Origin of the sequence: uncultured Butyricimonas sp., from assembly GCF_959596855.1 — a bacterium.
GTDB classification, from domain to species: Bacteria; Bacteroidota; Bacteroidia; order Bacteroidales; family Marinifilaceae; genus Butyricimonas; species Butyricimonas muris.
The window spans coordinates 49,940-70,722 of record NZ_CAUFYA010000007.1 but is presented as its reverse complement, the minus strand read 5'-3'; the positions used below and the strand labels follow the sequence as shown (position 1 = coordinate 70,722).

At 45.7% G+C, this 20,783-nt stretch carries 14 protein-coding genes; 13 read left to right on the top strand and 1 reads right to left on the bottom strand.

Translation table 11 applies throughout. The features are described from left to right. Positions 1-209 precede the first annotated feature (209 nt). Positions 210-800: a DUF4251 domain-containing protein gene (locus tag Q5866_RS04890; protein WP_186975737.1), complete on the bottom strand. Its 591-nt coding sequence runs from the start codon at positions 798-800 to the stop codon at positions 210-212. 661 nt (positions 801-1,461) lie between these two features. Between Q5866_RS04890 and Q5866_RS04885 the strand changes: the two genes are divergently transcribed. From Q5866_RS04885 to Q5866_RS04825, 13 genes are all read left to right on the top strand, one after another. Next, the gene (locus Q5866_RS04885; protein ID WP_099292924.1) at positions 1,462-1,998 is read left to right on the top strand and encodes an RNA polymerase sigma-70 factor; all 537 of its coding nucleotides are present in this window, start codon (positions 1,462-1,464) and stop codon (positions 1,996-1,998) included. Positions 1,999-2,072: 74 nt separating this feature from the next. Beyond that, entirely contained in the window at positions 2,073-3,236 is a 1,164-nt protein-coding gene (locus Q5866_RS04880; protein WP_303179208.1) for a FecR family protein, read from the top strand. Between the two features lie 114 nt (positions 3,237-3,350). Continuing rightward, on the top strand, positions 3,351-6,830 hold the full coding sequence (locus Q5866_RS04875) for a SusC/RagA family TonB-linked outer membrane protein (protein WP_303179206.1): 3,480 nt from the start codon (positions 3,351-3,353) through the stop codon (positions 6,828-6,830). Positions 6,831-6,835: 5 nt separating this feature from the next. Next, complete coding sequence (locus Q5866_RS04870) at positions 6,836-8,416, top strand: RagB/SusD family nutrient uptake outer membrane protein (RefSeq protein WP_186975735.1); 1,581 nt, start codon at positions 6,836-6,838, stop codon at positions 8,414-8,416. 4 nt (positions 8,417-8,420) lie between these two features. Next, complete coding sequence (locus tag Q5866_RS04865; RefSeq protein WP_186975734.1) at positions 8,421-9,104, top strand: hypothetical protein; 684 nt, start codon at positions 8,421-8,423, stop codon at positions 9,102-9,104. Between the two features lie 17 nt (positions 9,105-9,121). Beyond that, a complete protein-coding gene (locus Q5866_RS04860) occupies positions 9,122-9,547 on the top strand; it encodes a hypothetical protein (RefSeq protein WP_186975733.1) in 426 nt (141 codons plus the stop codon). Between the two features lie 7 nt (positions 9,548-9,554). Then, entirely contained in the window at positions 9,555-11,261 is a 1,707-nt protein-coding gene (locus Q5866_RS04855) for a metallopeptidase TldD-related protein (RefSeq protein WP_186975732.1), read from the top strand. 26 nt (positions 11,262-11,287) lie between these two features. Then, positions 11,288-12,937 carry a metallopeptidase TldD-related protein gene (locus Q5866_RS04850; protein WP_303179201.1) on the top strand — a complete coding sequence of 550 codons (1,650 nt, stop codon included), beginning with the start codon at positions 11,288-11,290 and terminating at the stop codon, positions 12,935-12,937. A 243-nt stretch (positions 12,938-13,180) separates the two neighbouring features. Beyond that, positions 13,181-13,735, top strand: a complete 555-nt coding sequence (locus Q5866_RS04845) for an RNA polymerase sigma-70 factor (protein WP_099292912.1) — start codon at positions 13,181-13,183, stop codon at positions 13,733-13,735. A gap of 69 nt (positions 13,736-13,804) precedes the next feature. Next, entirely contained in the window at positions 13,805-14,974 is a 1,170-nt protein-coding gene (locus tag Q5866_RS04840; RefSeq protein ID WP_227215618.1) for a FecR family protein, read from the top strand. 95 nt (positions 14,975-15,069) lie between these two features. After that, the gene (locus Q5866_RS04835; RefSeq protein ID WP_303179198.1) at positions 15,070-18,555 is read left to right on the top strand and encodes a SusC/RagA family TonB-linked outer membrane protein; all 3,486 of its coding nucleotides are present in this window, start codon (positions 15,070-15,072) and stop codon (positions 18,553-18,555) included. A gap of 12 nt (positions 18,556-18,567) precedes the next feature. After that, positions 18,568-20,085, top strand: a complete 1,518-nt coding sequence (locus Q5866_RS04830; RefSeq protein ID WP_303179196.1) for a RagB/SusD family nutrient uptake outer membrane protein — start codon at positions 18,568-18,570, stop codon at positions 20,083-20,085. Positions 20,086-20,088: 3 nt separating this feature from the next. Further along, positions 20,089-20,781, top strand: coding sequence for a hypothetical protein (locus Q5866_RS04825; RefSeq protein ID WP_099292904.1), 693 nt, complete (start codon positions 20,089-20,091; stop codon positions 20,779-20,781). The last annotated feature ends 2 nt before the right edge of the window (positions 20,782-20,783 follow it).

Genomic DNA, 20,783 nt, shown 5'->3' with positions numbered 1-20,783 from the left:
CTTTGTCAGAGCTCAAACGTAGCAACTATATTCCCCTGTATGGTTGTTATGTTTGTGTTCTGTTTGCGCTCTGGCGGAGGGGTAGTATTACCATATAAACTTTATGAACCTTACAAACTTTATAAACCAAAGAGGGCGTTCGAAAAACGCCCTCTTCACGTGTGAAATTGAGTAATTGAATATTAAACGAGAGTATTTTATATAGTTGTTTAGAAACTAAATCCGCTCTGGAATATATTCGATTGGCTATACGGAACCAAGTTACCGGAGAAGGTCAATTCACGACCGTTCGTGTTCGAGGTTACGGTTGCGGTAGCGTAGCTACTTCCATAACTCATGCGTACGGTGACTTGCGCGAATAAAGCGGCTCCCATAACGTTGAACGTGTAGGTGATGTTGCCGTTTTTGTCCACTCTCTGGTTGATACTGGAAGGCCAGCCGGTCAGCGTGATTCCCCCCAATCCGTTCGGTCCGGGATTAAACCCGTTGAATGCCAACTGTACGGATACCTGATTGTTGTCCATAGCCACGAAGTTCGTGTTGTTGGTAACAGGTATGGCTCCCCCGAAGTTGTTGAACAAGGTATTGGCTTGTAATACCCAACTGTTGTTCTTGAGGGCTTTTACTGCGTCCTGATAAGCGATCATATTTTGTTGTTCGCGTACCATTTTCCGGTGCATACGCATACATGCCCTGTGTGCTTTTCTCTTTTCCCTTATTTCTTTTTTGGTTTGTGCCTGCATGGCAAAGTCACTGAAAAGGAATGTAGTCATTGCCAATAAAAAAATAACTTTTTTCATAGCGTCTCTTTTTTATTTTGTTTAATTAGTTTAGTTTGTGAATTTCTCGTATTCCCAACCCCTCTTTTCCGCTAGTCTGATGAAAGAATGAGTGATAGAGTATCAAAATTCTATGGCATATACGGCAATAAGAGCGAGAGGGTTCAATTTCTCGCTTTAAAAAAAGTTTAATAATTTATGGATTCTGTGATTTTATGATTGTCCGTGAACGATATTTCACGTGTGGACGGGGGATATAGATATCGTAAGATAGTAAAAAAAGGTGTGGCAAAAATCTATTCGCCACACCTTTTTTTTTTTATGATTCACGCATCTATTTGTTTTTTTTTGTTTTTCAGCGGTGTTTCGTGCGTGGCTTCTTCTGCCACGTAAGATGGTACATGTTTTTTGTCTTTGCTTTTTTTCGGTTTTTTGTTACCTGCGGCACCCATAATAAATCCTCCTGATAATTTAATAATTAAAACAATAAATTTATAATGAGTAGAAATCGGTTATTTGAAAATAGCTGTTCTATTCACGGGCAAAGACAGACAAAAGATATGCCAAACAAGGAAGTGGTGTCAAGTTGGTGAATTTATGATGTCAATTTGACAGTGATAAAGAAAAAAGTTTTTTCAGTTTATTTTATATTTATATATTTGTGTCGTATATGTGAGAATGCATGATAAGATCGGTTGATTATAAAGGGATTTTTGAACAGTTATTTCGGGAGAATTATATTCGCCTGTGTTATCATGCCTATAGTTTTTTGAATGATGAAGAGGCTGCAAAAGATGCTGTTAATGATGTGTTTGAAAAAGTGTGGGTTAATTTCGAGAAGATAGAACGTACCCAATCTGTTCTTCCGTTACTATATACATTGGTACGTAATCATTGCGTGAGTTTGCTCCGGCATAAGAAAGTGAGGGAGCGTTTTAATCAAGAGTTGCGATTGAAGGATGAAGCGACGGATGAGGGATATATGGAATATGAACTTCTGATCGAGCGTTTGCGGCAGTCTGTGGAGAAACTACCCGGTCAAACGAAGGTCGTGTTCAGAATGTGTTTCCTTGACGGGAAAAAGTATCAGGAGACAGCAGATGCGTTAGCGATTTCTATTAATACGGTCAAAACACATATAAACAAAGCTTTACGGATTCTTCGAGAAGAGTATTCCGATTATTCTTTGCTGCTGGTTATACTTTCTTCCAAAAAATAAATAAAAAAAGTAGTCATTGACATCACCCGTTTTTAGTCGTTGAGCGTGTTAGTATAAAATAATACACTAGAAGTATGCAGGACGGCTTTAAAGATAAAGATATAGAATTTGCGTTGCACGTGTTACAGCATGTAGAATGTCATGATGATAGGGAGGTAAAAGTTTGGTTGGAGGAGAAAGATCACCGTGAGCTATTAGAAGAATTACGACGTTTTCGGGAAGCGGGTATGCGGGAAGCGGAAAGTCTGAACGTGGACGAGAATTACCAATGGCGGTTGTTGGAGCGGAGAATGGTGGCACGGAAAAGAAAGAATCATATCCGGCATGTAGTAACGGGAGTTGCTGCCGCAATAACTATATTGATAGTTGCGAGTGTAATCATTTATTATCAACAAAAGGAAAATACTTCTGGGGAAATACCTCAATTGGCTCTAAGAGCGGGAACAGATGTGGTGAAACTGATTACCGGCAAAGGGGAAGAATATATTTTGGCTTCTTCGACGCTGAACGATAGCGATACTTTGGGGTCCCAAGGTATTGTTATTGATTCCGTGGGAGGATTGAAATACATGAGGATATTACACGATACTACCCGTCCGGAGGAGTTTCACACGATACTGGTTCCCCGCGGCGGAGAGTATATATTGGTACTGGATGACGGTACCCGGGTGTGGATCAATTCCGAATCGGAATTACGGTACCCGGTGGCGTTTCGTGATTCGGTAAGGAAAGTTTATTTGAAGGGAGAGGCTTATTTCGAGGTGAAACGTGATGAAAAACATCCTTTCGTAGTGGAAACAAGCGAGTTGTGTACTCGTGTGTTGGGAACGGAGTTTAACGTGCAGTCTTACGAGAGGCGGGAGGTGAATATTACTTTAGTTGAAGGTCGTGTCGCAGTGAATAAAAACGGGAACGGTGCGGGGGTGATCTTGAAACCGGGTGAAAACGCTTCATATAACGGGGACAGCCTTTACGTGGAAAGCGTTGATGTGTTGAAATACGTGTCGTGGAAAGAAGGTTTTTTCTATTATAATAATGTGCGGTTGGAAGATATTTTGAGTGAGTTGGGACGGTGGTTTGATTTTACCGTTTTCTATCAGAATCCCGAAGTGAAGGATTACCGGTTTAAATTTTGGGCTAATCGGAAAGATACGGTGGAACAGGTACTGGAGCGTCTGAATGAAACGGGAAAATTGCAAATTGAAGTAAGAGGGAAAACGGTAACCGTTTCCTTGTAATAGATAAATAGACGAGGACTGATTCTAATATAAAAGGGATAGTCATAACCTATCCCCTTTGTAATAATTCAGTTCATCGGAAAGATGAACATGTTTAATTTTAACTACAAATGTATGGAAAAAAAATCGATTTCACCTCATACCAGAGGGCGAAAAACGAGTAATCGGGTGAAACACATGATGTATGTCCACTTGGTTCTTTTTTTAAGTTTGTTTTGCATGACGTCAGTCGTGTTCGGTCAGCAAAAGAAATTGAGTTTTAAATGGAAAGACGTGCCTTTGTCAGATGTATTCAATGCGCTGGAAAAGGCGGATGTCTACAAGTTCGTGTTTAACTACGAGGACACAAAACTTTACAAGGTGACTCTGGACGTGGAAGGGAAGAACGTGTTGGAGATACTGGATTCGGTGTTAAAGGAGAAACCTTTTTCTTACAAGACGGAAGGTATCTATATTATGATCCGGTACAAGGAACCGGAAGGTAAACGATTTATCGTGGGAGGGAGAGTGATTGACGGGAAAGCGAATCCGTTACCCGGGGTTACCGTGTTGCAGGAAGGAACAACGATCGGTACGGCTACCGATTCGGACGGGAAGTTTAAAATTCTTCTGACGAAGGAGAAAGGGACGCTGTCGTTGTCATTCATCGGGTACAAAAACCAGAAAGTGGCTTACGAAGCGGGAAAACCTGTTGTTGTGAAAATGGAAGAAGAGGTGACGGATTTGGATGAAGTGGTGATTCGTGCTTACGGAACCCAGAACAAAAAAGAGGTGGTGAGTTCAATCACTTCTATCAAGGCGGACGAGATGAAGGAACTTCCCTCGCATAGTATATTGAGTATGTTGCAAGGGCGTATGGCAGGTGTGGATATCGTGAATCAGTCGGGCGCTCCGGGTGCGGGAGGTAATCGGGTAGCCGTGCGGGGATATAATTCCCTGATGCAAGAAGGTGCCACGGACGGGCAACCCTTGTACGTGGTGGACGGGGTTCCGATGTTTTCGTTTAATTCCCCGACCACAGGTACAAATACATTATCGGATTTGGATCCCTCGATGATTGCTTCCGTGGAAGTGTTGAAAGATGCGGCAGCGGCGGCAATTTACGGTTCGCGTGCCGGGAACGGGGTGATTTTGATTACGACGAAAAAAGGACAAGCCGGAAAGGCAAAGTTTTCGGTTAACTTTTCTTATACCGCCTCTTTTTTGCCGGTTACGCCCGAGCAGACAGGAGGACGTTTGGAGAGAATGACCAAGATATATAATTTACGGCATAGCCTGGATGCGATATACGATGATTACACGCAGTTGAACAGATATCCCACTTCTTATGAAGATGCTTACAGACAGGGAGATGGCGGATATGATGCTTGGTGGGGAAACGGTTATTCCGGCTCGGCAATGGATCATACTATTCTTCAAGATAGCTTGAATCCGTTTTATAATAACCAGACGAATTGGTACAAGTATAGTTTCCAGACGGGTAAGGTTCTTAATGCCAATATTCAGGCTTCCGGAGGATCGGATAAGATACAATACATGATAGGAGCAGGGTATTATAATGAAAAAGGTATTATGTTGAGCAGCGATTATTCCCGGGCGAATTTGATGGTGAATTTAAGTGCCAAGCCCGCACCGATTATGACGGCTGCGGCGCAAGTTTACATGGCATATATGGATAAAAGCCGGAATTTGAATAATACGGGAACGACTTCGCGCAATATAGAAGGAATGACAGTAGATCCCGCTTCACAGACTACTTTATTTCCCGGGCACGGTAAGATCAACGACGAATTTCTGGCAAAGATCAACCATACGGTGTCCCGTAATGATAATTATCGTTTAATCAGTAGTTTGAACTTGGAATTTCAACTGTGGAAAGGGTTAACACTCTCGGGTGTCGGTGCGATAGATTATGCGCAGTTCAATGTAAATGAATTTAGACCGAGTACTTTGGATGGAGCGCTTCATCGTAATTCTTCGGCGGGACAAATTTCCCGGAGTATTTCATTAATGAATGAAGAATTGTTGAAATATAGGGTAGAGATCGCACAGAAACACACGGTGGAGGCTTTGTTAGGTTTTAATATTTCTAAAGAGCAGAGCTTTGATAACAAAGGCATCGGCTACGAGGGGCCGAATGATAATGTCTATTGGTATTCCGGACCCGGAGGTGTTGCGAATTATCAGCCTGAGGGCTACGAACCGCGCTGGGAATCCAGAACGGATTATTCTTCCGATTTTCAAGAAAAGACGATGTTGAGTTATTTCGGTCGTTTGAGTTATAATTTCAAGAAGTTGTATATCGCGGAGTTCGCTTTCCGTCGGGACGGATCGTCTACGTTCGGGGCAAATGTACGTTGGGCAAACTTCCCTTCAATAGCCTTCGGTTGGAATTTCGCGGATGAGGCTTTTTTAAAGGATGTATCATGGCTGAATAGCGGAAAATTGCGTTTGAGTTGGGGAAAGTCCGGTCAAATATTTAAAGAAGCCTACATGGCGTACGGATTGATGTATAAAAACGGATTATTTCAAGGTAAACCGGGAATGACATCAATGCAGGGGGTTGCTCCCGATCTGACTTGGGAGAAAACGAAACAATATAATGCCGGTTTGGATCTGGAATTGTTCGAGTATCGGTTGAATGTTAAATTTGATTACTACAATAAATTGACCTACTCGTTGATTTCAGATGTACCCACCTTTGGGGATATGAATGTGCTGGATAGTTTCAAGAGAAATTCCGGGGAGATTTCCAATCAAGGCGTAGAATTGGAATTGAAGGCGGATATTTTCCGGCAAAGTGAAGTGAGGTGGAGAAGCCGATTGAATATTTCCCGGAACTGGAACAAATTGGTCGACACGTACAACGGCAAGGATATGGTTGATAACGTATTGAAACGAGGGTTGTTTGGGGTATATGTTTTCAATGATAACGGGTATTTCCAGAATGAAAAAGAAGTCCCGGTTTACTATAATAACGAAGGTTATCCTATTTATTTGAATCGGGTTCAAGGTGAAATCAGTGGTATGGTAGGTGAAAGAAAGATTCAAGATGTGAATGGTGACGGCGTGATAGATGATGATGACATGTTTTACATTGGTAGTGCCTTACCTAAAGCATATGGCGGATGGGCAAATGAAATTTCGTGGAAGAATTTTGATTTGAATATTCTTTTCAATTATTCTTTGGGACGGAAGATGATCAATGCGGTAAGTTATTCGTCACCTTTTAGTATTGACGGTCCGATATTTCGTGATTTGCCCAAGACTACGTTTTGGGAAAAAGAAGGTGACATGACGGATTTGCCGCGTTTGGGAGCCACGATGACTTACCCGGAGTTGCGTTCCAACGTGGAACGAGTGAATATGCTTCGATTGAAGCAACTTACTTTAGGGTATAATTTACCGGAGAAATGGGCTAAGAGATTCTACTTTAGTGGTATCCGCTTGTTTGTTACGGGTGAAAATATTTGGACTTGGTCAAATTATTCCGGCACAGATCCCGAGGTTGTGGATATGGATTACGGGATAGATGGTGGAAAAGCGTATCCTTTACCGGAAAAATGGACGTTTGGGTTAACTCTTAATTTTTAATAATTATGAAACAGTATTTTATATATATTGTTGTGGGACTTCTAGCCATGTCATGTAGTGGCTATCTGGACGTAAGACCGGAAAATTCAACGACTTTTAATAATTATTTCCGTTCCGGGCAAGATGCTGAAGCTCTGCTCAATTCGATGATGAATAACGTGCGTGTTGCCGAAAATTCGGATATGTTGCATATTGCTGCCGGTTTGAAGGTGGATAATGTAGTAAGTGATTACCGGGGAACGCCAATCTATCGGGCACGTCAATTAGCACCGGTAAGTTATTTCAGATCAAATTGGAGAAATTATTACGCTGCCATTAATGATGCGGACGTGATGTTGGATAATGCTTACCGTTTTCCCATGTCGGAGGAGATTGTTAATATTTATCGTTTACAGGCTTATTTCGTGAAAGGGTTATGTTATTTCTGGCTTGCCCGGGCGTGGGGAGAGGTGCCTATTGTTCCCGATAGCGAGTCTATAGAGATTAAATTAGCAAAAAGTAGTGTGACTGAGGTGTTGGAAGAAGCGACAAAATGGGCGTTGAAAGCTATGGATTTGCCAAAGTATGAAGACTTGAAAGATTATGCAGGCAACAAGAGAACCACGAAACAATACGGGAGTAAAGGAGCTGCCGCTGCCTTGTTGGCTAATATTTATGCTTGGCGGGCAGGTCTTGAGAACAGAAAAGAGTATTGGGAAGAAGCCGAGAAATATTGCACGATGATTATTGAAAACAAGGTCGGCGCATATGGTTTGGGAGCCGACCCGGAGGACGTGTGCAACCGGGTATTCAAAGGTGGAAGCGAGGAGAGTATTTTGGAAATATACCGGACTTTCACTGCTGTCGGGGAATTCACTGAATTGGCTTATGTCGGGGAGCAATTTGCAGGTTGGCCGGTAAGGACAGACATGGAAGTGAGTTTCTCGTACCCCGATGTATTGGAATTTAATAAAACCACGATTAACGAACTTTATCCCGGTGATGATTTGAGAAGGCAGAGTTATTTCTACGGGATAGATTCCACTGAATTCCACGTGAAGGTTAAGGTATTTAATCCAGAAACGTGGGAAATGGAAGACGTGATAAAAGTTTTCGATAACACGAAAATAGAGAAGGCGTATATAAATGTATTTCGTTTCCCTAGTTACACGTACACGGGTAATGATAAAGAGAAAGTTTTCTTGGGAATGGAGATGTATAAAATAGTCTGGCGTCTGGCGGATATTATGTTGTTGAGGGCTGAATGTCGTTGTCGTGCCGGGTTGCCTGACGCGATGGAGGACGTGATAGCTATTCGGGAGCGTGCCGGGTTGACGGGAGCGGATTTGACGGATGATTTTGGCGGGGATGTACAGTTGGCGATATTCAGGGAACGGGAGCGGGAGTTGTTGTTCGAGGATACCCGGTATTACGACGTGATCCGAAATGGCGTGGAATACGTGCGGCGGGAGCTTTCTGAAACTTTCAGCCGTTTGTCCGACAAGGATATCCAGAATGGGGCATTATATTATCCGGTGGGCTCGTCTGCCATGAATAATAATGATTTGATTTTGCAAAATGTATATTGGAATACAAAAGTACAATAGGGCTATGAAACATATATTGATATTAGGCTTTGTATGTCTGGTTTTAGGCATGGGAGGCTGTGTACAGGATAATTTTATTAAATCCGGGTTGCATAACGGTCGTTTTGACGGTAGCTTGTTGGAGTATTTAAAAGCCCCGGGGCATTCTTACGACTGGGATTCCACGGCTAGATTGGTGGAACAAGCTGGTCCCGATGTGGTTCGTCTGTTCGAGGGAAAAGACACGGAACATCCGGAGATTACTTTTCTTGGACCGACGAATCACTCTATTCGCAGGTATATGTTGGAAAATGACATCGAGCGAATCTCGGATATGGATCCGGATGTTTGCAAGGATTTGTTATTACAATGCATCATCGATGGCAAAATATACCGGGATGATGTTCCGAGAGGAAAATATGATGAAGATGAAGCTATGCCGGGAGAGGGCGGTAAGTATTATCCTACATTGAGTGGAAGTACCGTTTGGTTGTACACGCACCAGCAGACGTTACAGGGAATCCCGGACGTGGGAGCTGTTTCCTTGGGCGTGTATTCACAAAGCGCGTTCCGTGATTTTTCTATCGCTTCTTCCAATATAGAACCGGATCATTGTGTGGTGCATTCTTTGTCATACAACTTCACGTTAGGGGATTTCGGGGAAATGGACGATTGGGAAGATCCGGACGATTGGGAAGATTTTGAGTAATAATAAAAGAGAAAGTTATGAAACGGATATTATTTATATTGAGTGTTATATACTGTGGGCTTGTGTCATGTGACGAGAAAGAGGGTTATTTGATAACGGAGAATGCTGTTTACGACCCGGATACGATGATCGTGCGTCTTACGCCGGACCCGGAATTGGATGCGGTACGGATAGAGTATGAATCTCCGTGGCAATCTTTGAAAATGCAAGGCTACGAGGGAACCGAACGAATTGATTTTTCCGTGGAATCTGTCTCTTCAACTGTTGGAGAAGAAGCTGCTGCTACTTTCATGCAGGAACTGACCATATTGGCAGGCGGGGGTGTTATGCGCTATCCATATAAGGGAAAGTCGCCCGCGGGACGGTATACCGTGTCGGTTCGGTTGACGGGACCCGGGTATAGTCAGGTGGTGAAGAATGCTTTTACATTTATCTTAAAATGAAAGACAGATGAAAGGAATAAAGTTAATTTGTATTTGTTGTATTCTTGGAATGACGGGTATTCATGGTGTGTCTGCGCAATCGGAAGACAATTTGTTGAATATCCTTTCCGGGGAGTTGAATAAACATTACCGGGAATTACAGGGGGAGAAACTTCCCCCCTATTACATGAATTACAGGATTATCGACACGTGGAGCACGACGATCATCACTTCGTTCGGGGCGTTGAGGGATAACCAGAGCCGGCATACCCGCATCATGATTCCCCATATTCGATTGGGTGACACGACGTTGGATAATTACAAATATTACCCGATGGGATCGGAAGTGACCGAGTTTGGTATTTCATCCGCCGTCCTGCCGATTGATGACGGGAACAATGAGGATGCTATCCGTCAGGAAATCTGGATGGAGGCTTCTTCCCGTTACGCTTTTGCCGTGGATATTTACGAGCGTACAAAGGCGCAAACCAAGGTGAATGTCAAGAATGAAGATAAAGCTCCTTATTTTTCTGCTGCGCCGGTGGAGTCCTATTACGAGGCTCCTTTTCCAGCCGATCGGTTGAAAGTGGATGCGGAGGCATGGATTGCCCGGTTGAAGAAGATTTCCGCTCTTTTTAACGAAAATATGAATATCATGCAGGGCGATGCCACCTTGACGTATGATGTCGAACGTCGTTATTTCGTGGACACGGAGGGACGGAGTGTCGTGCAGAACCTGCCTTATGCCCGCGTCATGATCCAAGGAAACGTGATGGCTTTGGACGGGATGCGGCTTCCCTTGTACCTGTCCTATTTCGCGCATGATCCGGCTGATTTGCCCTCAGACGAGCAGATGATGGCGGATACGCGGGAGATGATCAAGACATTGGCGGCTTTGCGGGAGGCTCCCGTGGCTGACCCGTATACCGGTCCCGCCTTGTTGTCGGGTGCAGCGAGCGGTGTGTTTTTTCACGAGATATTCGGGCATCGTCTGGAAGGGCAGAGGATGAAGACGGACGAGGACGGACAGACTTTCAAACAGATGGTGGGAGAAAATGTATTGGCTCCTGATTTTCAAGTTTCCGACGATCCGACGTTGACGAGTTATGCGGGAAAGGAGTTGAACGGGCATTACAAGTTTGACGATCAGGGTATTCGTGCCGAACGGGTAAACGTCGTGGTGGACGGTAAGTTACGGGATTTCCTGATGAGCCGCGTGCCGATAGACGGCTTTCCGAAGACAAACGGTCACGCCCGGGCAAGTGACGGGTTCGATCCCGTGTCCCGACAATCCAACCTGTGTATCGAAACGAAAGCTCCCAAAACACAACAGAAGTTGCGGGCGATGTTGATCGAGGAGGCGAAAAAGCAAAACAAGGAATACGGTTATTTCTTCAAAGAAGTGACAAGCGGCTTAACGTACACGGGGACAAGCAGCACGAATTCGTTCAACGTGACCCCGTTGGTGGTTTACCGGGTCTACACGGACGGCAGACCGGATGAATTGGTTCGGGGTGTTATCCTGATCGGGACTCCGTTGTCCATGTTCTCGAACATCGTGTGCGCGGGGGACGACCCGAGTGTCTTCGTCGGTATTTGCGGGGCGGAATCCGGGGGTGTGCAGGTTACTGCCATTTCGCCGACGATTTTGGTGAACAAGGTGGAAACCCAGCGTACGGCGAAGTCCAGCGTGTTGCCGCCTGTTCTCCCGAGAGTGTATGTACCGCAAAAATGAAGTTATGAATATTAAATAGGAAAATGATGAGATACACGATATTGTTATTTTTAATATTTCTGGTCAGCCTGTCGCGTGCTCAGACGCAAGAGGACGTGACTATTTTCACGGCGATGGGGGACGAGCAGGCGAGAACGAAAGAGCAGTTGACTCTTCCTATGATGAGTAAGCCTTTTTATGTCTCTTACGCTCTTCTACTTTCCCAGCAGTTTTCCGTGGAGGCAACCTTGGGGTCTGTGTTGAATTCGGTTAATCTGCCCCTTCATTTGATGGGAACCTCTCAAGTCTTGCTTGGGGATTATAATCGCACGAGCGATCTGCGTCACGTGGGGCAATTCCTTCGGGTGGATGTAGGAGGCGAGATTGATTATAACGCTATTCGCCTAGGCTTCTGGCTGGCTTCAGATCAGGGATACAAGGTGGCTTTGCAGGAATACTCTGCAAAAAAGGCATACTTGGAGGCAAACCCGTATGAACTTCCCGATAATCTTCCGGATTTGTTACCGACCCCTTCCGTGGAGAAACTGATACAGGGAAAACAACCTTATATTTCCGTTATTTCCGGGGTAGAGGCGAAGGCACGGGAATTGTCCGCCGTGTTTAAAGATTACAAGGAGATCGTCGCTTCCAAAGTATCATTGCAGGGAAGTGAGATGACGTTTTACAAATTGACCACGGAACAGGTGGCGTTGAAACAGCCATTGAATTTCGTGGAATTATACGTGGAAGGTACGGTTGTCACGAAAAACGGGGAATATATTCGGGATTCGTACGTGTTGTTAGCTCCTTCACTGGAGGCATTGCCTTCACAGGAACATTTGAAACAAGTGGTGGCGGGCTTCGCCCGGCGGTTGATCGACCTGAAAAACGCGGAAGTGTTTTCCGAGGAGTATAACGGACCGGTTCTTTTCGAGAACGAGGCGGTGCGTCAGATCCTCACGGATAATTTGTTGGGGAATAACGGCGGACTGTGTACTTACCGGATGCCGCTCGGCGTGAAGGAAACGACCACTTCCTTTGAAGATAAGATCGGGAAGAAATTACTTGATCCCCGCCTGTCCGTGGTGAATTATAGTTCCATGACGGAATACATGAATATCCCCTTGTTGGGAAGTTACGAGGTGGATGCCGAAGGCGTGGTTCCGGAAAAAGAGATGATGCTGGTGGAGAAAGGGGTTTTGAAAAAGGTGTTGAACGGGCAGATTCCCACGAGTAAGGTGCGTTACTCGACCGGGAGTTCCCGTTTTATTCCCACCCGTAATGACGTGATTTACGTGACGGCTCCCGGCACGCTTCATATCAAGGCTGACGGCGGGTTAAAGCCGGAGGCGATGAAAAAAGCCTTGTTGAAAGCGGCAAAAGAAGCGAAGTCTGGTTACGCTTATATCGTTCGCCGCTTGGCAGGCAACGCTTCACTCCTGTACAAGGTAGACGTGAAGACGGGCGAAGAAACGCAAGTCCGTTTTGGAAAAGTTGCCCCCGTGAATATGTCCAAGTTGAAGAATATACGGGAAATCTGTAATCAGGAAAAGGTACACAATCTTCTACTGGACAAGGGTGCTTTGGTATCCATGATTTATCCTTCATCTATTTTGTTGAATAACATGGATATATCTGTTATGGATGTACCGAAGAGAAAACTGCCGGCATTGAAGAATCCTTTGCAGGAGAGATAGAATTTAGTGATTTTAAATTGAAAAATGTCTGTTATCTCCGGAATGATTGAGGAATGACAGGCATTTTCAGCTCTCTCTCGATAAACAGAGGAGGAGTTGAAATACAGTCCGAAATGCGAGTAAAATAACTTGCCGAAGGCAAATGTAACCTGCAACTTGTAACTCGCCGTAGGCGACTAAAAACACATCCCGTTTGTCATTTTTGTTTTTTAACTCTATATTTGTGGCACTAATGGGGAGCGTATGTTTACATTATTGGAAAAAAAACGCTATTTTGAACAATTGTTCCGGGAGAGTTATTCCCGGCTATATTACTACGCTTTAAGTTTTTTGAATGATGACGAGCGGGCGAAAGATGTGGTGAGTGATGTTTTCGAGATCGTGTGGAAGGGGCGGGACCGCCTTGAATTTTCAACTTCATTAGTTCCTTTTTTATATAAACTTGTCCGTAATGCCTGTCTGGATGAATTGCGGCATGAAAAGACGGCACAACGTTTTGCCGCGTATATGCGGGAAGAACCCGAGGCGGTGGACGAAAGCAAGCATTTGGAATACGAGTTGTTGATCGACCGGATACACCGTGCCGTGGAGCAGTTGCCGACTCAAACGAGGAACGTGTTCAAAAGATGTTTTCTGGAAGGGAAAAAATATCAGGACGCGGGGGCGGAGTTCGGTATCACGGTGAACACGGTAAAAGCCCATGTTATGAAAGCGTTACGGATACTGCGGGAACAATTCTCCGGGGAAGAGTTTATACTGCTTTTCTTGTGTTTCGGGAAGTCTACCGAAAAAAAATAAAAAAAAGTCGTTTTTGGCATTACCCATTTTGCAGGGGTCTACGTGTATGGGGTAGATGAATATGACAAAATGGATAAAAAGTATAATTATCGGGATATAGAATTTGGCATGGACGTGCTCAATCATCTGGTGAAGGACGATGAATTGGTGCGAGAATGGTTGCGGGACGAGGAGCACGGGCAATTGCTGGAAGAATTGCGCCGTATCCGGGAAGGGAGTTTGGCGGCTGTCGATAAAAAGAAGCCGGATGTCGATGGGGAATGGAAGAAGTTGAACCGGAAGATTTTGCGGAAAAGGATGCTTTGGACTTACAGGGTAGCGTCGGCTGTCGCTTGCATCGGTATCGTGATTTCAATCGGTTGGTTGTGGAGGAGTCCGATGCCCGCGGAGCGAACGCCTTTCGTGATGGTGATGCCTGAGAATGACGATTTTACCCCCCAAGGGGTTACACTTGTATTGAATAACGGGGAGGAGATCGATTTGAACCGGGAGAACCGGAAGGTTTTGGTGCAGCGTTTGCCCCAAGTGATCCGGTCTATCACGGCGGATTCTTTAAAGGGGTTGGTTTATTCTCCCGGGCAACCGCTCCCCGAATTGGAAGGGAATCACACGTTAAAGGTGCCCCGGGGTGGAGAGTATTTCGTGATTTTGGATGACGGGACGAAAGTGTGGTTGAATGCGGAGACGGAATTTCGTTATCCGGTCGTGTTCGGGGAAAAGGAACGCATGGTGGAGTTGTCGGGAGAGGCTTATTTTCAAGTGCGGCGGGACGAGACGCGACCTTTTATAGTGAAGACGGCAGGGGTTCGTACCCGTGTGTTGGGAACGGAATTTAACGTTCAGGCGTATTCAAGGGAGAAAGAAAATATCACGCTCGTGAATGGAAGTGTAGCGGTCAAGGCTACCGGGAGGAGGAAAGAAGTGGTGTTGAAACCTCACGAGAATGTCCTGTATAGCGAGGGAAAACTGAAAGTGACGAAGGTGGATATACTGAAGTATACCTCGTGGAAAGAAGGGTATTTCTATTATGACGACGAACGGTTGGAAGATATATTGACGGAACTGGGACGTTGGTATAATTTCAGCGTGGTATACGAGGAACCGGAATTGAAGGAGTTGCGTTTTAAGATTTGGGCAGATCGGAAGGCGACTTTCAGCAAGGTCGTGGAATATTTGAATGAAATGGGAAAATTAAAAATAGAGGTTCGGGATAATTGTATTATAGTTTTTAAGAAGTAGAAATGATGTATTGGAAATCAAGTATTTGAAAGGCGTGAGCCTCTCGAAAAGGGGATTGTTGTGTCTTGAATTTTAGAATGTTAAATAAATGAATTATGGAAAAAAAGCGAAGATCGGTTTATTTAAGGCGGGGACAAGGATGGAGGAAAATGACATTGTGGATGTTTTTTATGCTATGGGGGTTCCTTGGTTTCTCTCAGGAAAATAAGGTTTCTTTTAAATTTGTAGATCAGGAATTATCCTCCGTGTTGAAGGAGCTGGAAAAGGCGGACGTGTATAAATTCATGTTCAATTATGACGACGTGAAGGGGAAAAAGGTCACGTTGGAGGTGAAAGACAAGAAGGTGTTGGAGATATTGGATCTTGTGTTGAAGGATTTGCCGTTCACGTACCGGACGGACGGGGTGATGGTGATTATAAGACCGAAGGTTGCCGACGTGTCTGCCAAAAAGCATATACTTAAAGGTAAGGTCGTGGACACGAAAGGGGAACCGATGGTGGGTGTCACCGTGCGTCTGGATAGCACGACGGTCGGGACGGCAAGTGCCGCGGACGGGACGTTCACGTTGGCGATCGATAAGCCGGTGGGGAATCTGATATTCTCTTTTATCGGTTTTAGTGCGAAGAAGGTGGCGGTGACTTCCGGCAAGGAGGTGGTCGTGAAGATGGAAGAGGAAGTTTCCGACTTGGATCAGGTGACGGTGATCGCCTACGGGTCGAGAAAGAAACGGGAGTTGATCACTTCCGTAGCATCGATCAAGGCGGATGATATAAAAGAGATTCCCGCTGCCAGTCTGGAAACCTTGTTGCAGGGGCGTATGGCGGGTGTTGGGGTGAATATCCAGTCGGGTTCTCCCGGTGGCGGGGGAACGAACGTGGCGGTACGCGGGTACAATTCCTTGTGGCTAGATGAAGCGGGAGGGGGCGACGGTTCGCCGCTGTACGTGATCGACGGGGTGCCCGTGCATTCGTTTACTTCCCCGGTGACGGGAACGAACACGATAGCGGAGATTGATCCCTCGACGATAGAGTCGGTGGAGGTGTTGAAGGATGCCGCCTCTGCCGCTATTTACGGTTCACGTGCTGCGAACGGGGTGATATTGATTACCACGAAAAAGGGACGTGCGGGCGAGGGGAAGTTCTCCGTGAACCTGTCCTATTCGGCTTCCGTGTTGCCGAAAGCCCCGACACAGTTGGGCGGACGGGAGGAACGCCTGTACCATATGGCGGTCATGCGGGCGCAAAGAAATGCCTACGAGGTGAAGGGGAAGGGATATTACAAGTACCCGACTTCATACGAGGAGGCTGCTAATAACGAGGCTATATATGATGCTTTTTGGAATAGTGGTTTAGGGGTGGGAACAAAGAGTATTAGAATGGTTCAGGATTCCTTGAACCCTTTTTTCAACAATTCCACGAACTGGTACAAGTATATCTTTCGGACGGGAAAGATACTGAATGCTAATATCCAGACAAGCGGCGGTACGGAAAAGATGACTTACATGGTTGGTGCGGGGTATTACAAGGAAACGGGGATTATGCCGGGAAGTGACTTTTCCCGTGTGAATTTGTTGACGAATCTTTCCTTCAATCCCGTGAAGAAGTTGACTGTGGACAGCCGTTTTTATCTGGCGTACACGGACAGAAGCCGGGGTGCGACATCGGGGGATGCTTTCAAGTACGAGAGCTTCACGGTCGATCCCAATTATACCTCTTCGTTGCTTTTGAAGGGTGGGGCGGTAGAAGAAAAAATGTTGCAGATGCTGAACGGGCAAGTGGAAAATAACACTTCTTACCGTTTAAGGGCTAACTTGCAGTTGAGGTACGAGATATTGAAGGGATTGTCTGTTTCGACTTCTTTGGCGTTGGATTATACCCAAGCGAACCAGAACCAGTTTACTCCCAGTTATCTGGATCCTAACGGTTATAATGAAAGTAAATCTTCGGGAGAGATTGCCCGGGATATGTTGTTGTCGAACGAGAATTTGTTGAGTTACGTGTTCACGCTCGACGAGGTGCACAATTTTGATTTGTTGTTCGGGTTGGCGTATGACGGTAGCAAGAAATGGAGTAACAGCGGTCACGGGTTGCGGGGACCGAGTGACCGGATCGAGTATGTCGGAAGTGGTTTTCAGGATTTGGTATACGATCCGAGGGTGGATGATTACCGTGCTTTAAAAGATTATGGTTCCGATTTTTCGGAAACAGCGATGGTGAGTTATTTCGGGCGTCTGGCTTACAATTATGACAAAAAATACTTGTTGGAAGCCACGGTGAGGCGGGACGGGTCTTCTGTGTTCGGTGCGGATGTGCGTTGGGCTACGTTCCCGTCCGTAGCGGTCGGGTGGGCTTTTTCTACCGAGCGTTTCATGAAGTGGGCGTGGTGGTTGAATTACGGGAAGCTCCGGGCTAGCTGGGGACGCTCCGGTAGCCAGTTCGCGATCCCGTATCTGGCACAGGGCTTGATGTCCCCGGGAACGATCTTTGACGGGGTACAGGGAATGCAGCCCGAGGGGGTGATTAACCGTAAACTGAAATGGGAAGAGTCGGATCAATATGATTTCGGGTTGGATATGGACTTTTTTAATTATCGCTTGAACCTGACCATAGATTATTACTATAAATACACACGTGCCTTGATAAACAAAGAGTCGCTGCCCGGCGATATGTACGGGTTCAACGGGGTACAATGGCGGAACACGATGGCTATTTCCAACGAGGGGTTGGAGTTGGACGCCAAAATCGATATCCTGAGAGACACGGAAGTGAAATGGCGTACGCGTTTCAATATATCCCGGAACTGGAATCGTTTCCGGAAGAGTTACTCGGGGAGAGATTTCTATGACAAGGTGATTGGCAAACCGTTGAGCGGGATTTATCTTTTCAAGGATTTGGGTATGATCGAGAGTGATGCCGATGTCCCGTATATATTCGATCAATCCGGTAAAAAACAGATGTTGTCACCGGAAGGGGACGAGGAATATTTTTTCACGAAGGGAATGCGCCGTATTGCGGATATTGACGGCGACGGGCAGATCACGGAAGATGATTTGGTTTATTCCGGGACCACTTTGCCACAGGCTTACGGCGGGCTTGTGAACGAGATTAAATGGAAGAATTTTGACGTGAATATTTTGTTGACTTACACGCTCGGGCGTAAAATGGTGAATCAGTTCAAGTATAGTACCCTTCAGGGAAGATTGGGAGTTTATCCCGTTTTCGCGGATGTGTCATTGTCCGATTTTTGGCAGTATGCCGGTGACGGGAGTAAGTACCAGACTCTCGGTTTGTATGGCAATTCCACGTTGATCAATATAACCGGACAAACGACAGCTTCACTGGAAAACGTACATTATTGCAGGTTGAAACAATTGACGATAGGGTACAATCTTCCGAAGCGTATCATGAAGAAGTTGTGGTTGGACGGTATCCGGATTTTCGTGACGGGAGAAGACTTGTTCCTGTTGTCAAATTATTCGGGGCTTGACCCGGAAGTGGCGAATATCGCTACCGGATTCGATGACGGTCGTACTTATCCCTTGGCGCGGAAATGGACTTTTGGTTTGACTGTAAATTTTTAAACGAGGTAGATTATGAAAAGATTTTTATATAGTGTACTGGTCGTGTTGCTGTGTGCTTCTTGTGATTCGCTTCTTGATCTGGAACCGAAGAACGGGGTGACGTTTGAACACTATTTCACGACGGAACAGGATTTGGAAGCGGTAGTAATACAAATGCATGGGAATTTGAGAACAGCTTTGACAGGGGTGACTCAACAGGAGTTTATGGGACTCCGGGTGGATGTCGTGAAGCAGGGATCTTATATAAATAAAATACGCGGGTTGAATACCGACTATTTGTTGAATGTTACTAATCAACAGCAATGGAAGACTTACTACAACACGCTTGCTATCGTGGATTTGTTTTTCGATAATTACAAAAAAGCCAAGGATGTGGCTCCCGAACGGGTACGTTTTTATTGCGGTCAGGGAGAATTCGTGAAAGCCATGTGCTATTTTTACTTAGTACGGATGTGGGGTGATGCTGTTATCACGAAAGGAAGCAATTACATTGATAAATACGCCAAAAGCCCGGCATCCGTCGTTTTGGACACGGCTATTCATGCCGCCTTACGGGCGTATGACATGTTGCCCAAGTTCAGCGGTCTGAAAAACTCGAATAACAAAGCGTTGACCTCGAAGCAATACGGGTGTAAGGGAAGTGCTGCCGCCCTGTTGGCTCACCTGTACGCGTGGAAGGCTCACGTGGTCGGTGGTCAGGAGGATTTGAAGGAGGCGGAGAAATGGGCGAGTAAGTTGATCGAGGAAAAGTATCGCGACGAAGTGGGTGTCTATACTCTTGCGGAGAACCCGGAAGAGGTTTGTGCCGAGGTGATGCACAGGAAAAGTGCGGAGAGTATTTTCGAGTTGGAAATTAATTATCAGGATGCCAGTACTTACTCCGCTTTTTTACCCGCTTATTCCATGATTGGCGCCCCGATCGTGAAGACCGAGGAAAAGATGGATATTAAAGATAAGGATTTTGGAATAACGATAGCAGAAGTAAATTCTTTGTTCCCGGCAGGGGATGCACGTCGGGAGGCTTATTTCTACCATCTGGATGATCCGGAATGGCAGGAAGCGGGATTGGCTTATCTCTATAAGTGGCGGTATGCCCGTTACGGGGCATCGGTTGCCGGGGAAGTCTGGCTTAAAGGGATGGATGTGAACCGGGTTATTTTCCGGTTGGCGGATATGTACCTGTTGCGCGCGGAGTGCCGGGTAAAGATGAATGACCCGGCGGGAGCGAAAGCCGATCTGAACGTAATCCGCGATCGGGCGGAAGCGAAGTTATGGCCTGCCGAAGGTGATAGCGGGGATTTGCAATACGATATTTTCAAGGAGCGGGAGAAGGAGTTGTTGTACGAGGGACACCGTTATTACGACGTGGTTCGTAACGGGTATTGGAAAACGGAGTTGCAGGGAGGTTTTAACGATTTGTCGGTTGAGGACGTGAAAGACGGGGCTCTTTACCTGCCTGTTCCCCAAACTGCATTTTCACAAAATGATTTAATGATCCAGAACACGTTTTGGGCGTCAAAAATGAAATAAGCTATGAAAAAGATACTGTTTATACTGGTCGTGGCGGGTGTATTTACGGCTTGCGGTACAAAATACGACTATATCGATACGGGAGTTTGCGAGGAGGAATTCCGGGGTAATATGTATGAATACTTGCAGAGTAATCACTACGATTGGGATTCTATCGTGAAGATTATTGATCGCGCAGGATTACGAGAGATGTTCGAAAAGGAGGATTTCACTTTTCTGGGACCCACGAATATCACCATTCGCAAGTGGTTTTTCTGGGATAAGATAGGTGGCGTGGGAAACACGGACAAGGAATACGTGATTCACGGTTACAAGAGTATCCAACGGGTACCTGTCGAAATATGCCGGAAAATCGTGTTGAGCCACGTGGTAGAGGGGATTATCGCCCGCGATGATATCGCGAGGGCTACCTATAACGAGGAACAAAAAATGGACGGCGGGGGCAATATTTTTACCACTCGTTGGGGTAACCGGGTGTGGTTGTGGACGATACAGGAACCTTACATGAATATTCCCGAGATGGGACCGGTTATCGTGGAAATGGCATCGGTTGACGGCGAGGGCAAGAAAATCAAGGACATCGGTATGGCTACAATCGGCGTGAAACCGACGAACGGGATGGTACATTCGTTGCCGTACAGTTATAATTTGGGAGAGATGTACACGGATAGATATTGGGCAATAGTTAATCATTAATA

Excerpts from the sequence above, each read along its gene's own strand:
- Q5866_RS04890 (WP_186975737.1), bottom strand. The coding sequence starts at position 800 with ATGAAAAAAGTTATTTTTTTATTGGCAATGACTACATTCCTTTTCAGT.
- Q5866_RS04885 (WP_099292924.1), top strand. The coding sequence starts at position 1,462 with ATGATAAGATCGGTTGATTATAAAGGGATTTTTGAACAGTTATTTCGG.
- Q5866_RS04880 (WP_303179208.1), top strand. The coding sequence starts at position 2,073 with ATGCAGGACGGCTTTAAAGATAAAGATATAGAATTTGCGTTGCACGTG.
- Q5866_RS04875 (WP_303179206.1), top strand. The coding sequence starts at position 3,351 with ATGGAAAAAAAATCGATTTCACCTCATACCAGAGGGCGAAAAACGAGT.
- Q5866_RS04870 (WP_186975735.1), top strand. The coding sequence starts at position 6,836 with ATGAAACAGTATTTTATATATATTGTTGTGGGACTTCTAGCCATGTCA.
- Q5866_RS04865 (WP_186975734.1), top strand. The coding sequence starts at position 8,421 with ATGAAACATATATTGATATTAGGCTTTGTATGTCTGGTTTTAGGCATG.
- Q5866_RS04860 (WP_186975733.1), top strand. The coding sequence starts at position 9,122 with ATGAAACGGATATTATTTATATTGAGTGTTATATACTGTGGGCTTGTG.
- Q5866_RS04855 (WP_186975732.1), top strand. The coding sequence starts at position 9,555 with ATGAAAGGAATAAAGTTAATTTGTATTTGTTGTATTCTTGGAATGACG.
- Q5866_RS04850 (WP_303179201.1), top strand. The coding sequence starts at position 11,288 with ATGAGATACACGATATTGTTATTTTTAATATTTCTGGTCAGCCTGTCG.
- Q5866_RS04845 (WP_099292912.1), top strand. The coding sequence starts at position 13,181 with ATGTTTACATTATTGGAAAAAAAACGCTATTTTGAACAATTGTTCCGG.
- Q5866_RS04840 (WP_227215618.1), top strand. The coding sequence starts at position 13,805 with ATGGATAAAAAGTATAATTATCGGGATATAGAATTTGGCATGGACGTG.
- Q5866_RS04835 (WP_303179198.1), top strand. The coding sequence starts at position 15,070 with ATGGAAAAAAAGCGAAGATCGGTTTATTTAAGGCGGGGACAAGGATGG.
- Q5866_RS04830 (WP_303179196.1), top strand. The coding sequence starts at position 18,568 with ATGAAAAGATTTTTATATAGTGTACTGGTCGTGTTGCTGTGTGCTTCT.
- Q5866_RS04825 (WP_099292904.1), top strand. The coding sequence starts at position 20,089 with ATGAAAAAGATACTGTTTATACTGGTCGTGGCGGGTGTATTTACGGCT.